Annotated in this window: 12 protein-coding genes; 2 read left to right on the forward strand and 10 right to left on the reverse strand. The window is 62.9% G+C overall.

The features are described 5' to 3' along the window. Positions 1-321: 321 nt before the first annotated feature. Both EV700_RS11915 and EV700_RS11920 read right to left on the reverse strand, forming a co-directional pair. Positions 322-1,437 carry a fatty acid desaturase family protein gene (locus EV700_RS11915; RefSeq protein WP_130414056.1) on the reverse strand — a complete coding sequence of 372 codons (1,116 nt, stop codon included), beginning with the start codon at positions 1,435-1,437 and terminating at the stop codon, positions 322-324. 27 nt (positions 1,438-1,464) lie between these two features. Beyond that, positions 1,465-2,553, reverse strand: coding sequence for a ferredoxin reductase (locus EV700_RS11920; protein ID WP_130414058.1), 1,089 nt, complete (start codon positions 2,551-2,553; stop codon positions 1,465-1,467). Positions 2,554-2,721: 168 nt separating this feature from the next. Between EV700_RS11920 and fabR the strand changes: the two genes are divergently transcribed. Together fabR and EV700_RS11930 are read left to right on the forward strand one after the other, a co-directional pair. Next, positions 2,722-3,408: an HTH-type transcriptional repressor FabR gene (fabR, locus tag EV700_RS11925; RefSeq protein ID WP_130414060.1), complete on the forward strand. Its 687-nt coding sequence runs from the start codon at positions 2,722-2,724 to the stop codon at positions 3,406-3,408. 93 nt (positions 3,409-3,501) lie between these two features. After that, positions 3,502-4,116 (forward strand): HNH endonuclease, encoded by a 615-nt coding sequence (locus EV700_RS11930; protein ID WP_242610252.1) that lies wholly within the window; start codon positions 3,502-3,504, stop codon positions 4,114-4,116. 38 nt (positions 4,117-4,154) lie between these two features. Here the strand turns inward: EV700_RS11930 and EV700_RS11935 are convergent, their stop codons facing one another. The 8 genes from EV700_RS11935 to EV700_RS11970 all read right to left on the reverse strand — a co-directional run bounded on the left by EV700_RS11935 (position 4,155) and on the right by EV700_RS11970 (position 14,043). Beyond that, positions 4,155-4,715 carry an LbetaH domain-containing protein gene (locus EV700_RS11935; RefSeq protein WP_130414063.1) on the reverse strand — a complete coding sequence of 187 codons (561 nt, stop codon included), beginning with the start codon at positions 4,713-4,715 and terminating at the stop codon, positions 4,155-4,157. A 4-nt stretch (positions 4,716-4,719) separates the two neighbouring features. Beyond that, complete coding sequence (gene ytfE / locus EV700_RS11940) at positions 4,720-5,382, reverse strand: iron-sulfur cluster repair protein YtfE (protein WP_130414065.1); 663 nt, start codon at positions 5,380-5,382, stop codon at positions 4,720-4,722. 25 nt (positions 5,383-5,407) lie between these two features. Next, positions 5,408-5,869, reverse strand: coding sequence for a hypothetical protein (locus EV700_RS11945; protein WP_130414067.1), 462 nt, complete (start codon positions 5,867-5,869; stop codon positions 5,408-5,410). Positions 5,870-6,021: 152 nt separating this feature from the next. Beyond that, on the reverse strand, positions 6,022-6,720 hold the full coding sequence (gene narI / locus EV700_RS11950; RefSeq protein ID WP_242610253.1) for a respiratory nitrate reductase subunit gamma: 699 nt from the start codon (positions 6,718-6,720) through the stop codon (positions 6,022-6,024). Between the two features lie 15 nt (positions 6,721-6,735). After that, the gene (gene narJ, locus EV700_RS11955; protein ID WP_130414069.1) at positions 6,736-7,368 is read right to left on the reverse strand and encodes a nitrate reductase molybdenum cofactor assembly chaperone; all 633 of its coding nucleotides are present in this window, start codon (positions 7,366-7,368) and stop codon (positions 6,736-6,738) included. Next, complete coding sequence (gene narH, locus EV700_RS11960; protein ID WP_130414071.1) at positions 7,361-8,884, reverse strand: nitrate reductase subunit beta; 1,524 nt, start codon at positions 8,882-8,884, stop codon at positions 7,361-7,363. Before narH ends, narJ begins: the two co-directional genes overlap by 8 nt. 5 nt (positions 8,885-8,889) lie before the next feature. Next, positions 8,890-12,636 carry a nitrate reductase subunit alpha gene (locus EV700_RS11965; RefSeq protein ID WP_130414073.1) on the reverse strand — a complete coding sequence of 1,249 codons (3,747 nt, stop codon included), beginning with the start codon at positions 12,634-12,636 and terminating at the stop codon, positions 8,890-8,892. A gap of 12 nt (positions 12,637-12,648) precedes the next feature. Then, positions 12,649-14,043: a NarK family nitrate/nitrite MFS transporter gene (locus tag EV700_RS11970; protein WP_130414075.1), complete on the reverse strand. Its 1,395-nt coding sequence runs from the start codon at positions 14,041-14,043 to the stop codon at positions 12,649-12,651. Between the last annotated feature and the right edge of the window lies 1 nt (position 14,044).

The following is a 14,044-nucleotide window of genomic DNA, read 5'->3' on the forward strand; positions in this document are numbered from 1 at the left end:
AAGGGGATTTGGGGGGAAGACTAGCGCAGTCGGGGCTTGCAGCCAACCTCTGCGTTTACGCCCTCCTGTGGAACAGGGGGGCTGCCCGCAGGGCTGGGGGGTTCTAGTCCGAACACCCCGCTCCTCCACTTTAGTACTTTCATCCGCCTGCCGCGGGCCTCACTTTTGTCTTGGCAAAAGTAAGCAAAACCGCCTGTCCTTCGCCAAACTCGCGCGTGGTTAACTCTCTGCTTGGCCACCCCGCTTCCATCCCTTCGCTAACCGGCTTGTGGCTCAAACAGTGGCTTCGGACGAAAGGCAGAGGCGTTTGGGTGCTGCGCTTCAAGCCGTTTGGGGTTGAGCAGTAATCGCCTTGCCCTTGCCGGTCCACGGAAACGCGTATTTGACGATCCGTTTGGTGACTTGGCCGAATTGGGTGAGGAGCGAGCCCTTGTTGTAGCGGATGCCGTAGCGGGCGCAGATGGCTTGCACTTCAGGGGCGATTTCGGCGTAGCGGCAGGCGGGAATGTCCGGGTAGAGGTGGTGTTCGATCTGGTGGCTGAGGTTGCCGCTCAGGATGTGGAACAGTTTGCCGCCGGTGAGGTTGGATGAGCCGCGGATTTGCCGCCAGTACCAGTGGCCGCGCGTTTCGTTGTCGACGCATTCCTTGGGGAAGACTTCGGCGTCGGTGGTGAAGTGGCCGCAGAAGATGATGGTGAAGGTCCACAGGTTGCGGATGCCGTTGGCGGCGAGGTTGCCGAGCAGCACCGGCAGGAAGAAGGGGCCGGCGAGCAGCGGGAACAGGACGTAGTCCTTGAGCAACTGGCTGCGGATCTTCTTTTGCAGCGGGATCCACTGTTCCTTGAGTTCGGCCCAGGATTTCTTGCCCTTGGCGACGCGGCCCAGTTCCAGGTTCTGGATGGCGACGCCCCACTGGAACAGCAGGGCAAACAGCACGGCGTAGACCGGCTGGAACAGGTACATGGACTTCCAGCGCTGTTCGGGGAACAGGCGCAGCAGGCCGTAGCCGACGTCGTCGTCCATGCCGCGTACGTTGGTGTAGGTGTGGTGGCGGAAGTTGTGGGTGTAGCGCCAGTTATCGCTGGTGCCGACGATGTCCCATTCAAAGGTCTTGCCGTTGAAGGCGGGGTCGCGCATCCAGTCGAACTGGCCGTGCATGACGTTGTGGCCCAGCTCCATGTTGTCGAGGATCTTGGAGATGCCCAGCAGCGCGGTGCCCGCCAGCCAGGCTGGGGGAAAGATGCCGGCCATCAGCAGGCCGCGCCCGGCGAGGCCGGTGTAGCGCACGGCCTTGTGGATGTTGCGGATGTAGTCGGCGTCGCGCTGGCCGATGTCGGCAAGGACGCGGTCGCGCAGGGCGTCAAGTTCGGCGGCCAGGGCGGTGAGCTGGGCTTCGCTGAGCTGGGAATTCAGGGCATATGGCAGGGCGGCGGTCATGGCGGTGTCCGGGTCAAATCAAAAGGGTCAGAGGTCGAGCGTCAGGTCGGTTTGCGGGCGGCTGACGCACAGGCGTACCTGGCTGCCCGCTTCGTCCTGCCATTCGCCGGTGAGGCGGTTGCGGCTGCTGCCGGTCTGCTGCTTGCAACTGCAGGTGTGGCAGATGCCCATGCGGCATCCCGATTCCGGGCGGATACCCTGCGCTTCCAGCCCTTCCAGCAGCGTCTGTGCAGAAGACAGCGTGACGGTGCGGGCGCTGCGCGTCAGGGTGACGGTGACGGCGCGTTCGGTTTCGGCATCCGGGGTTTGCGGCAGGGTGAAGGCTTCCGCGGCGAAGCTGCGCACCCGGCCTTGTAGCAGTTGGCGGGCGCTGTCGGCAAAGCCGAAGGGGCCGCAGGCCATCACTTGTTGCGTGGCCAGCGTCGGCAGTTGCGCGGCGAGGAATTCGGCGGAGAGACGGCCGCTCAGCTCACCGGGCATCAAGGCCGGTTCGCGGGTGAGTACGGTCAGCAGGCGGAAGCGGTGGTCGTTGCGCGCCAGCGCCTGCAACTCGTTGAGGAAACACAGTTCGGCACGGGTTTGCGCCCAGTAGGCCAGCGTGACGCGCACCGGGGCGTCGCCCGCCAGCAGGGCGCGGGTCAGGCTCATCAGCGGGGTGATGCCGCTGCCCGCCGCCAGCAGCAGGTAATCGCCTTCCGGTGCGTCCGGGAGGGTCATCTCGCCGAAAGCCTGGCCCAGTTCGAGAATGTCGCCAGGGCGGGTGTTCCGGCACAGCTGCGTGCTGACCGCCCCGCCCTCTTCCTGACGCACGGTGATGGCCAGGCGGCCGTCGGCGCGGGGAATGTCGCTGAGGCTGTAGCTGCGGGTCAGGCGCGCGCCGTTGACTTCCACCGTGACATTGACGTGCTGGCCGGGACGGAAGCTCCGGAACAGGCGGTTCGGCTGCAACACCAGCGTCACCGTGTCGCGCGCTTCGACACGGCGCTCCACCACTTCCGCCCGCACCCGTTCCAGCGAGAGCAGCGGGTTCAGGCGCTCTGCCCAGAACTCCAGTACCGGGGACGGCAGCAACGGACTGAGCAGGCGGGCGATGCGGGAGGAGCTTTCGGCAGACATGGCGAATCCGGCACACAAGGGGAATGCCGGTCATTATACATACAGAAATACATATGTCTATACACTTGTATATTAATTGCCTGTGCCGCGAAACGCGCTTTCGACGCTCCGGGCCGGGCTGTGTATAATCAGAGGGATATTTCTTACTTTATCTGAAGACAGGCCAACATGTCCCAGCCGCTGCCGCCCTCTGACGAATCAGCCGCCGCCCCGGCGGATGCCGCGCCCGAAGTCTATACCGGCCCCGGCCGCCGCGCCGTGATTTCCCGCGATGACCTGATCCAGGCGGCGATGAAGCTGGTGGGGCCGAACCGCAGCGTCTCGACCATCAGCCTGCGCGAAGTGGCGCGCGAGGCGGGCATCGCCCCCAACAGTTTCTACCGGCATTTCCGCGACACCGACGAACTGGCGATCGCGCTGATTGATCTGGCGGGCAGTTCGCTGCGGCAGATCATCGGCGAGGTGCGCCGCCGCGCCAACCGCGAAAGCAGCGTCACCCGGCTGTCGGTGGAAGTCTTCCTGGCGCAACTGACGGCGGACGAAGGCTACCTGTCATTGCTGTTGCGCGAGGGGTCGGTGGGTTCGCCTGCCTTCAAGGAGGCTGTGGAGCGGCAGCTGCATTACTTCGAGGAAGAGCTGACCGACGACCTGATCCGCCTGTCGGCGCTGCACGGCAGTTCGCTGTACGAACCGCGACTGGCGGCCAAGGCCATTACCCGGCTGGTGTTCGCGATGGGTGCGTCCGCCATCGACACGCCCAAGGAACGTCATTCGCAGGTGATCGAGCAGACCGCCACGATGGTGCGGATGATATTGGTGGGGGCGGAGACGATGCAGGAAAAAGGCAAGGAGTAACCTGCTTCCGGTTGGCTTCTTGGGGGTGCAACGCTCTTTGGGGTGAATTAGGTTCAAGCGAACGGTGTTCTTGCGTTCAAAGGAGTAAGTATCTTGAAGCGTTGCTTCCGAGAACCAATACCCGAGATACTGGATGCTGCGCGTTATTTGGATGCTGCCGTATCAGCCCATCTTGAGGGTGAGCATGAGATTGCTTCAAAGCTTTTTGCTCTCGCTGATAGCCCGAAAGTTAGAGACTGGCTTGAATCAATTTGGGGCAAAGAAAGCCCCTACGTGATTATCAATAAACTTCCACTTATCGAGCCCGCTGTCAAAGTCGAGGCTCGAATGCCAACCGCTTCCCAGATAGCCGACCTGCACAAAAGAGATGGATTCCATTGCCGCTTCTGCGGCATCCCCGTTATTCGCGCAGAGATCCGGAAAATGCTTGTTAAGCTTTATCCGGCAACAGTCAAGTGGGGGCGTACAAATGCATCCCAGCACGCTGCTTTCCAAACGTTGTGGGCACAATACGATCATGTAACTCCACACTCCTGTGGTGGCACAAACGATCTAGAAAATCTGGTGGTTACATGTGCTGGCTGCAATTTTGGGAAAATGTCGTATCAACTTGTGGAGTTGGGACTCCAAGACCCGAGAGACTTCCCACCCGTAAAAAGCAAATGGGATGGCCTGGAAAGGCTGCTTAGCCACGCACCTCCAAGTTAGCGCCCATGAGGGGAGGCTTCTGATGCTCTCAGCCCCTCTCAAAACTCATTCCTGATGGCCCGATACCCGTGCACCAGATCCAGATTCACCCGCGCCACGCTTTCTGAAAAATCCTGCGCGTGGTTCGACACCGGCTGCAACTGACTGGTATCGGTTTCATGATTCACCTTCCAGCACGACGGCACATACACCCCCGGCGGAATTTCACGGCTGTCGATGACACAGTTATGCCGCACCACCGCATAATCCTGCACCGTCGCGTTGTACACCACCGAATTGAAGCCGATGAAGACGTGATTACCGATCCAGCACGGCCCGTGAATGATGGAGCGGTGCGCGATGGACGTATGCTCGCCGATCACCACCAGCCCGCCCGCCTTGGAATGGATCACCACCCCGTCCTGGATATTGGAATGCGCGCCGATGACGATCGGTTCCATCTGGCCGTTATCGGTGACCTCATCGGCGCGGATCACGGCGTAGGGGCCGATGAAGACGTTCTCGTGGACAATCACCTGACCGATCAGGATGGCGGTCGGATCGACGAAAGCGCTTTCATGCACTATCGGGATGTCGCCGCGCGGATTACGCCGGATCATGTTCTTACCCCGCTCGCACCCTGGGAAAGAGCACGTTGTTTTCCAGATGGATATGCTCCATCACATCATCGATGAAGGCCTTGGTGCCACGGTAGAGCGCGCGCCAGGTATTGCAGGCGTCGGCGGGCGGCGCGCCGTTGTGGATGGCGGCGCGCAGGCGGTCCAGGCGGCGGCCCTGTTCCTCGTGCTCGCACTCCATCGCGCCCATGACCCTTTCCGGGTCGGGGCCGCGACCGCTGCGGATCAGCGGGAACAGCACGCACTCTTCCTTCTGCATGTGCAATTCCAGTTCGTCGCGCATTTCCTTGAGCATCGCCGACAGGCCGTCCGGGCAATCGGCGCGGTCGCCATGCACGGACTCCACGCGCTGGGCCAGGCGGATCAGTTCCGGCAGTTGCTCGCGGTGGCGCTCGTGGAAATCCCGGTAGATGTGATCCACCAGCGTCAGCAGGTCGATGGTGTTCCAGTCCTTTTCCGCCAGCGGGTCCTTCTCCAGCGCGATCAGGTCGCGCACGATCATGGCGCCGTCCAGCTGTTGCTTCTGCACCAGCTGCTGCAGCGAGTTCTTGCCGCCGCAGCAGAAGTCGATGCCGTATTTCTGGAAGACTCCGGTGGCGCCCGGTAATTGCGCGGCAATCTGTCCGACCGGCGAATTCAGGTAATCCATGGGAACCTCCGTAAACGTGTGGGGATCAGTTGAGGCTGAACACCGGCAGCACCGCCTGCCCCAGACGGATACCGCGAATGTCGGCCTTGGCCACCAGCCCTTTCAGGTAGTCGGTCAGGGCCTGGCGCAGCGCGCGGGCCTGCAGTTCGGCGCGGATCAGCGCATCCACCTGCTCAAAGGTCAGCGGTGCGTTGTCCGGCCCGACAAAGCGGTGGCGCTGGGCAGCGTAGAAGGCCTCGCAGGCTTCGGTTTGCGGTTCTTCCACGCGCAGCACGCGCGCCAGCAGCAGGTCGATCAGCTCGGCTTCGTCGTTATCCACCTGGGCGACGGCCTCGCGATGGGCCTCCTGCAACAGCAATTCGCGCAGCACCAGCGCCTCGGCGGCGCGTTGCCAGGCTTCCTGACGGCTGGCGGCGGGATGGTACTGCATTTCCTGGCCGATGATGGCTTCAGGGATTTCTTTATGGTTGACGGTGATGGGGGTCATGGTTTTCTCCGCAATCAATGTTCACCCCTGCTACATACCCTCGTAGGGGCGCACTGCGTGCGCCCTGGTAGCCGAACAGGGTTCTGAATCAGGGCATGTCCGTCCGCGAGGGCGCACGCAGTGCGCCCCTACGCAGTGATCGGACACGGATTTCAACGGGCATCCCGACTGCGCACAATCTGATACCCCGGACGCAGCAGGTACCACACCGGCGCGCTGATGACGTGCACCAGGCGGGTGAACGGGGCCACCACGAACAGGCTGAGGCCCAGCCAGATGTGCACCTTGAAGATGATGCTTTCGTCCAGGATGAAGTCAGCCGCGCCGCCCCGGAAGGTGACGATGTGCTGCGCCCATTCCGCCAGCTTCATCATGCTGCTGCCGTCCATGTGCTGGGCGGAAACGAAGATGGTGCTGAGGCCGAGCGTGACCTGGATGAACAGCATCCACAGCACCAGCCAGTCGCTGAAGCGGGTGTGGGCGCGCAGGCGCGGGCTGTTCAGGCGGCGGGTGATCAGCAGGAACAGGCCAAGGAAGCACAGCGTGCCGAAGATGCCGCCCGCGACCATCGCCAGCAACTGCTTGTTCTCGACGCTGATGACCTGCACGTACAGCGCGTGCGGGGTCAGCAGGCCGACCAGGTGGCCGACAATGATCAGCAGCACGCCGACGTGGAAAAGATTGCTGCCCAGCCGCAAGCTGCTGCGGTCCAGCAACTGGGAGGAACTGGCCTTCCAGGTGTACTGGTCGCGGTCAAAGCGGATGACGCAGCCGATGATGAACACCGCGAAGGCGATGTAGGGATAAATGCCGAACACCAGGGTGTTCAGCCAGGTTGCCATGGAATCCATAATCATATCCTCGTGTCAGGGCCGGCCGGCGGCGCTGCTGCAGGGGGCGGTGTTGTCCAGGAAGCGGACTTCGGCGTCCTGCCAGGCGGCGTCGATGTCTTCTTCCCGGGCCGGTTCGCTGGCGATCAGCGGACGTACGCCCGCCAGTTCTTCCAGCGCGGAGAACACCAGCCCGTAGGCGGAGTCGTGGTTGCGCAAGCGCGCGCCCAGCGCCTGGATCACGTGCAGCGGTTCCTTCAGCAGTTCCAGCGCTTCGTCCAGCGGCAGCACCGACAGGAATTCCAGGAACAGCGGCAGGTAGTCCGGCAGCTCGTGGCCGTCGCTCAGCTCCAGGCCGTGCCTGGCGTAGACGTTGATCAGGTCGACCATGGCCGGGCCGCGGTCGCGGGATTCGCCGTGCACGTGTTCGAACAGGTGCAGCGACAACGAACGGGTGCGGTCGAACAGGTTGACGTAGGTTTCCTGCACATCCCAGCCGTCACCGGCGTGGATGTCCTGGGCAAAGCCCATCAGGGCGCGGCGGGTGCCTTCCGACAGGCTGCGCTCTTCGCGCAGCACATCGATCACGGCGGGCAGTTCCTTGCGCATCGCGTCATCGGGATACATCAGCAGGTGGCTGAGCGCCCGGAAAGTCAGCGGATTACTCATGAGTGCCTCCCCACAGGTTGGGCTTGCGCTGCTTGCCGAACAGGTCGGCGTCGTTGTCGCCGTTGGTGCAGCCGTTGCCGAAGGTGAAACCGCAACCGGAACGCACGTCAAAGGCGCGACCGGCGTATTCGCGGTGGGCGCTGGGGATGACGTAGCGGTCTTCGTAGTTGGCGATGGCCATGTAGCGGTACATCTCCTCGACCATCGCAGCGTTGATGCCGGTCTGCTTGAGGACGGCGACATTGCCTTCGCCATGCAGTTGCTGCTCGCGCTTGTAGACGCGCATCGCCAGCATCCGCTCCAGCGCCAGCTTCACCGGCGCTTCGTTGCCGCCGGTCAGCAGGTTGGCCAGGTAACGCAGCGGAATGCGCAGCGAGTTGACGTCGGGGATGACGCCGTTGCTGCCCATCTGGCCCTTGGCGTGGGCGTTCTGGATCGGCGACAGCGGCGGGATGTACCAGACCATCGGCAGCGTGCGGTATTCCGGGTGCAGCGGGAAGGCGATCTTCCACTCCATCGCCATCTTGTAGACGGGCGAACGGCGGGCGGCGTCCATCCACGAATCGGGAATGCCTTCCTTGCGGGCGGCTTCGATCACGGCGGGGTCGTTGGGGTTGAGGAAGATGTCCAGCTGCGCCTGGTAGAGGTCGCCCTCGTTCTCGGTGGCGGCGGCCTGTTCGATCCTGTCGGCGTCATACAGCAGCACGCCGAGGTAGCGGATGCGGCCGACACAGGTTTCCGAGCAGACGGTGGGTTCGCCCATCTCGATGCGCGGGTAGCAGAACACGCACTTCTCCGACTTGCCGGATTCCCAGTTGAAGTAGATCTTCTTGTAGGGGCAGGCGGAGACGCACATGCGCCAGCCGCGGCACTTGTCCTGGTCGATCAGCACAATGCCGTCTTCCTCGCGCTTGTAGATGGCGCCGCTGGGGCAGCTGGCGACGCAGGCGGGGTTGAGGCAGTGCTCGCACAGGCGCGGCAGGTACATCATGAAGGTGTTTTCGAACTGGCCGTAGATATCCTTTTCCACAGCTTCGAAGTTGTAGTCCTTGCTGCGCTTGCTGAATTCGCCGCCGAGGATTTCTTCCCAGTTCGGGCCTTTCTCGATCTTTTCCATGACCTTGCCGGTGATGGTGCTGACCGGGCGGGCCGTCGGCGTCACTTTCGAGGTGGGCGCATTCTGCAAATGCGTGTAGTCGAAGGTGAACGGCTCGTAGTAGTCGTCAATGGTGGGCAGGTCGGGGTTGGCGAAGATGTTGGCGAGGATGCGCCACTTCGCCCCCAGCTTCGGCCGGATGCTGCCGTTGGCCAGCCGTTCCCAGCCGCCGTTCCAGCGTTCCTGGTTTTCCCAGTCATCGGGGTAGCCGATGCCGGGCTTGGTTTCGACGTTGTTGAACCACGCGTATTCCATGCCCTGCCGCGACGTCCAGACGTTCTTGCAGGTGACGGAACAGGTGTGGCAGCCGATGCACTTGTCCAGATTCAGGACCATGCCGATTTGTGCGCGAATTTTCATGGTGTTTACTCCTGACCCTGACGGCTGGCGAGGTCGCCTTCATTGCCCCATTCGACCTTGTTCATCTTGCGCAGGATGATGAACTCGTCGCGGTTGGCGCCGACGGTGCCGTAGTAGTTGAAACCGTAGGCCTGCTGCGCGTAGCCGCCGATCATGTGCGTGGGCTTGGTGACGGTGCGGGTGACCGAGTTGTGCATGCCGCCGCGCTTCTGGGTGATCTCGGACAGCGGCACGTTGGTCAGCTTTTCCTGGGCGTGGTACATGAAGATCGCGCCTTCGGGAATCCGCTGCGACACCACCGCCCGCGCCACCAGTGCGCCGTTGACGTTGTAGGCTTCGATCCAGTCGTTATCGACAATGCCGATCTTCTTGGCGTCGATTTCGCTGACCCAGACAATCGGGCCGCCGCGCGACAGCGTCAGCATGATCAGGTTGTCGGTGTAGGTGGAGTGGATGCCCCACTTCTGGTGCGGGGTGATCCAGTTCAGCACCACCTGCTTGCGGCTGTCCGCATGGGCGTCCAGCGCCGGCTTGATCGTCTTCAGGTCGACCGGCGGCTTGTAGACGCACAGTTCCTCACCGAAGGCGCGCATCCACGGGTGATCCTGGTACAGCTGCTGACGGCCGCTGAGGGTGCGCCAGGGGATCAGCTCGTGAACGTTGGTGTAACCGGCGTTGTAGCTGACATGCTCGGACTCGATGCCCGACCAGGTCGGCGACGAGATGATCTTGCGCGGCTGCGCCTGCACGTCGCGGTAGCGGATGGCGTCATCTTCACGCGGCACGGCCAGATGGCTGTGGTCGCGGCCGGTGAATTCCGACAGCGCCGCCCAGGCCTTCACCGCGACATGGCCGTTGGTTTCCGGGGCCAGCGTCAGGATCATTTCAGCGGCGTCAATGGCGGTATCCAGACGCGGACGACCCTTGGCGACACCGTCGGCCACCAGATGGTTCAGTTCACCCAGCAGGTGCACTTCCTTCTTGGTATCCCAGTTGATGCCCTTGCCGCCGTTGCCGGTTTTTTCCAGATTGGGACCGATGGAAGTGAAACGGGCGTAGGTGTTGGGGTAATCGCGCTCGACGACGACGATGCTGGGCAGGGTCTTGCCGGGAATCGGTTCGCACTCGCCCTTCTTCCATTCCTTGACGTCAATGCCCTGCGCCAGTTCCAGCGGCGTATCGTGCTGGATCGGCGTCAGCACCACGTCCTTTTCCACGCCCAGATGGCCGGGGCACAGTTCCGAGAAGCGCTTGGCGATGCCCTTGTAGATTTCCCAGTCGGTGCGCGATTCCCAGGCGGGATCGACGGCGGCCGACAGCGGGTGGATGAACGGGTGCATGTCCGAGGTGTTGAGGTCGTGCTTTTCGTACCAGGTGGCGGTGGGCAGCACGATGTCGGAGTACAGGCAGGTGGTGGACATGCGGAAGTCCAGCGTCACCAGCAGGTCGAGCTTGCCTTCCGGTCCCTTGTCATGCCAGGTCACTTCCGACGGCTTGACGCCGCCTTCCTGGCCCAGGTCCTTGTTCATCACGCCGTTTTGCGTGCCCAGCAGGTGCTTGAGGAAGTACTCGTGGCCCTTGCCGGAGGAACCGAGGATGTTGGAACGCCAGACGAACATGTTGCGCGGCCAGTTGACGGGATTGTCCGGGTCTTCGCAGGAGAACACGGCGGAACCGCTCTTCAGCGCACCGACCAGATACTCGGCCACCGGCTTGCCGGCCTTCTCCGCCAGCGCGGCGATGGTCAGCGGGTTCAGGTTCAGTTGCGGCGCGGACGGCAGCCAGCCCATGCGCTCGGCCTTGACGTTGCAGTCGATCAGGCTGACGTTGGCCCATTCCTTCTCGTTGGCCAGCGGCGACAGGATCTCGTTGACCTGCAGCTTCTCGTAGCGCCATTGGTCGCTGTGCGCGTAGAAGAACGAAGTGCCGTTCATGTGGCGCGGCGGACGCACCCAGTCGGTGGCGAAGGCCAGCGGCACCCAGCCGGTTTGCGGACGCAGCTTTTCCTGGCCGACATAGTGCGACCAGCCGCCGCCGCTCTGACCGACGCAACCGCACATCACCAGCAGGTTGATGATGCTGCGGTAGGTCATGTCCATGTGGTACCAGTGGTTCAGCGCGGCGCCGACGATGATCATGGCGCGACCGTTGGTCAACGCGGCGGTTTCCGCGAATTCGCGGGCCACCTGGATCACTTGCGCACGCGGCACGCCGGTAATCTTTTCCTGCCAGGCCGGGGTGTACGGCACATCATCGTCGTAGCTGATGGCGGTGTTGTCGCCGCCCATGCCGTTGTCGACGCCGTAGTTGGCCAGGAACAGGTCATAGACGGTGGCGACCAGCATGTCCTGGCCGTCCTTGTCCTTCAGGCGCAAGGCGGGCACGGCGCGCGGGATGATGTCGCCGTGGTCGGTGTGCTGGAAGTGCTCGTGCTGAATGTTGCCGAAATACGGGAAACCGACCAGCGCCACTTCGCGGCCCGGCGCGTCCTTCAGGCTGAGGCGCAGCTTGGTGTCTTCACCGGACAGCGCCTTTTCTTCCAGGTTCCAGCGGCCCTTCTCGCCCCAGCGCGAACCGATGGAGCCGTTGGGCAGCACCAGCTTTTCGGTGAGGCTGTCGATGGCGACGGTCTTCCACTCGGGATTGTTGGTCGCACCCAGGTTGTCCGGCAGGTCGGAAGCGCGGATCTGGCGCTCGGCGACCCACAGGCCGTCCTTCTGCACCAGGCGCACCAGCATCGGCATGTCGCTGTACTTGCGGGCGTAATCCTGGAAGTACGGGGTCTGCTGCTTGACGAAGTGTTCGGTCAGCACCACGTGGCCCATGGCCATGCCCATGGCGGCGTCGGTGCCCTGCTTCGGGTTCATCCACAGGTCGGTCAGCTTCGCCACTTCCGAATAGTCGGGGGTGACGGAAACCGTCTTGGTGCCCTTGTAGCGGACTTCGGTGAAGAAGTGGGCATCCGGCGTCCGCGTTTGCGGCACGTTGGAACCCCAGGCGATGATGTAGGCCGAGTTGTACCAGTCGGCGGACTCGGGCACGTCGGTCTGTTCGCCCCAGGTCTGCGGGCTGGACGGCGGCAGGTCGCAGTACCAGTCATAGAAGCTGAGGCAGTTGCCGCCGATCAGCGACAGGTAACGCGCGCCGGCGGCGTAGGACACCATCGACATCGCCGGGATCGGCGAGAAACCGGCGATGCGGTCCGGGCCGTGGGTCTTGGCGGTGTAGACGTTGGCGGCGGCGATGATCTCGTTCACTTCCTCCCAGCTGGTGCGGACAAAGCCGCCCAGGCCGCGATGCGACTGGTAGTCGCGCACGGCGGCCTTGTCCTGCTGCAGCAGCGCCCAGGCCTTGACCGGGTCCTTTTCACGCTGGCGCACTTCCCGCCAGGCCTTGACCAGCTTGCCGCGCGCCATCGGGTATTTCACCCGGTTGGCGCTGTACAGGTACCAGCTGTAGGACGCGCCGCGGGCGCAGCCGCGCGGTTCGTGGTTGGGCAGGTCCGGACGGGTGCGCGGATAGTCGGTCTGCTGGGTTTCCCAGGTCACCAGGCCGTTCTTGACGTAGATCTTCCAGCTGCAGGAGCCGGTACAGTTCACGCCGTGGGTGGAGCGCACGATCTTGTCGTGCGACCAGCGGTTACGGTAGGCATCTTCCCAACGACGGTTCTCGTGGGTCTTGATGCCGTGGCCGTGGCTGAATTCTTCCTTGGGTTGGCGGAAGAACATCAGCCGGTCGAGGAAATGGCTCATGGGTCTGACTCCTTAGCAGGGCATTTCGGCGTTCTTGCGGCTGTAGAACCACCAGGTGACGATCAGGCAGGTCGCATAGAACAGGATGAAGGCATACAGCGCGCCCACGGGCGAACCCATGATGGCGATGGAGGTGCCGTAGCTCTTGGGGATGAAGAAACCGCCGTAGGCGCCGATGGCTCCGGAAAAGCCCAGCACCGCCGCCGCTTCCTTGTTGGCGTTCTGCAACACCTGGTCACGGGTCACGGCCTTGTTGCCCTTGGCCATGCGCTCGTGCTGGGTGAGGAAGATCACCGGAATCATGCGGAAAGTGGAGGCGTTGCCGATGCCGGTCAGCGCGAACAGGCAGAGGAAGGCGGCGAAGAAGCCCTGGAAGTTGCCGCCGGTCAGTGCGCCGTCCACTTTCACCGGCATGAAGCTGATGACCGCGAACACCGCCAGCACCATGGCGACAAACACCCAGAAGGTGACGCGCGCACCGCCCAGCTTGTCGGCGATGACGCCGCCGATGGGACGGGCGATGGCGCCGACCAGCGGGCCGAGGAAGGCGATCTTGGTGGGGTCCACGTCCGGGAACAGGCCCTTGATCAGCAGCGGGAAACCGGCCGAGAACCCGATGAAGGAACCGAAGGTGCCCAGGTACAGCCAGCACATCAGCCAGTTGTGCTTGCGCTTGAAGATGACCGACTGCTCGGCGAAGGAGGCCTTGGCGGAAGCGATGTCATTCATGCCGAACCAGGCGGCAATGGCCGACAAGGCAATGAACGGCACCCAGATGAAACCGGCGTTTTGCAGGAAGACCGACTTCGACACGCCGTCCTTGACGATGGTTTGCGGATCACCGCCCAGCGCGCCAAAGACGCCCATGGTGATGACGATCGGCACGATGAACTGCATGGCCGACACGCCCAGGTTGCCCAGACCGGCGTTCATGCCGAGGGCGTACCCCTTCTGCGCCTTGGGGAAGAAGAAGTTGATGTTGGACATCGACGAGGAGAAGTTGCCGCCGCCGAAACCGCAAAGCAGCGCCAGCATCATCATGGTCGGGTAGGACGTGGTCGGATCCTGCACCGCGTAGCCGATGCCGATGGCGGGCAGCAGCAGCGAAGCGGTGGAGATGGCGGTCCAGCGGCGGCCGCCGAACACGGGCACCAGGAAGGAATAGAAGATCCGCAGCGTCGCGCCCGACAGCGCCGGCAGCGCGGTCAGCCAGAACAGCTGGTTCTTGTCGTACTTGAAGCCGACATCCGGCAGCTTCACCACCACCATGCTCCACACCATCCACACGGCGAAGGCCAGCAGCAGGCAGGGAATGGAAATCCACAGGTTGCGGTTGGCAATGGACTTGCCGGTATCGTTCCAGAAAGCCGGATTTTCCGGCTCCCACTTCTTCAGGACAGAAGACATA

Source organism: Fluviicoccus keumensis, assembly GCF_004217445.1.
Taxonomy (GTDB): Bacteria; Pseudomonadota; Gammaproteobacteria; order Pseudomonadales; family Moraxellaceae; genus Fluviicoccus; species Fluviicoccus keumensis.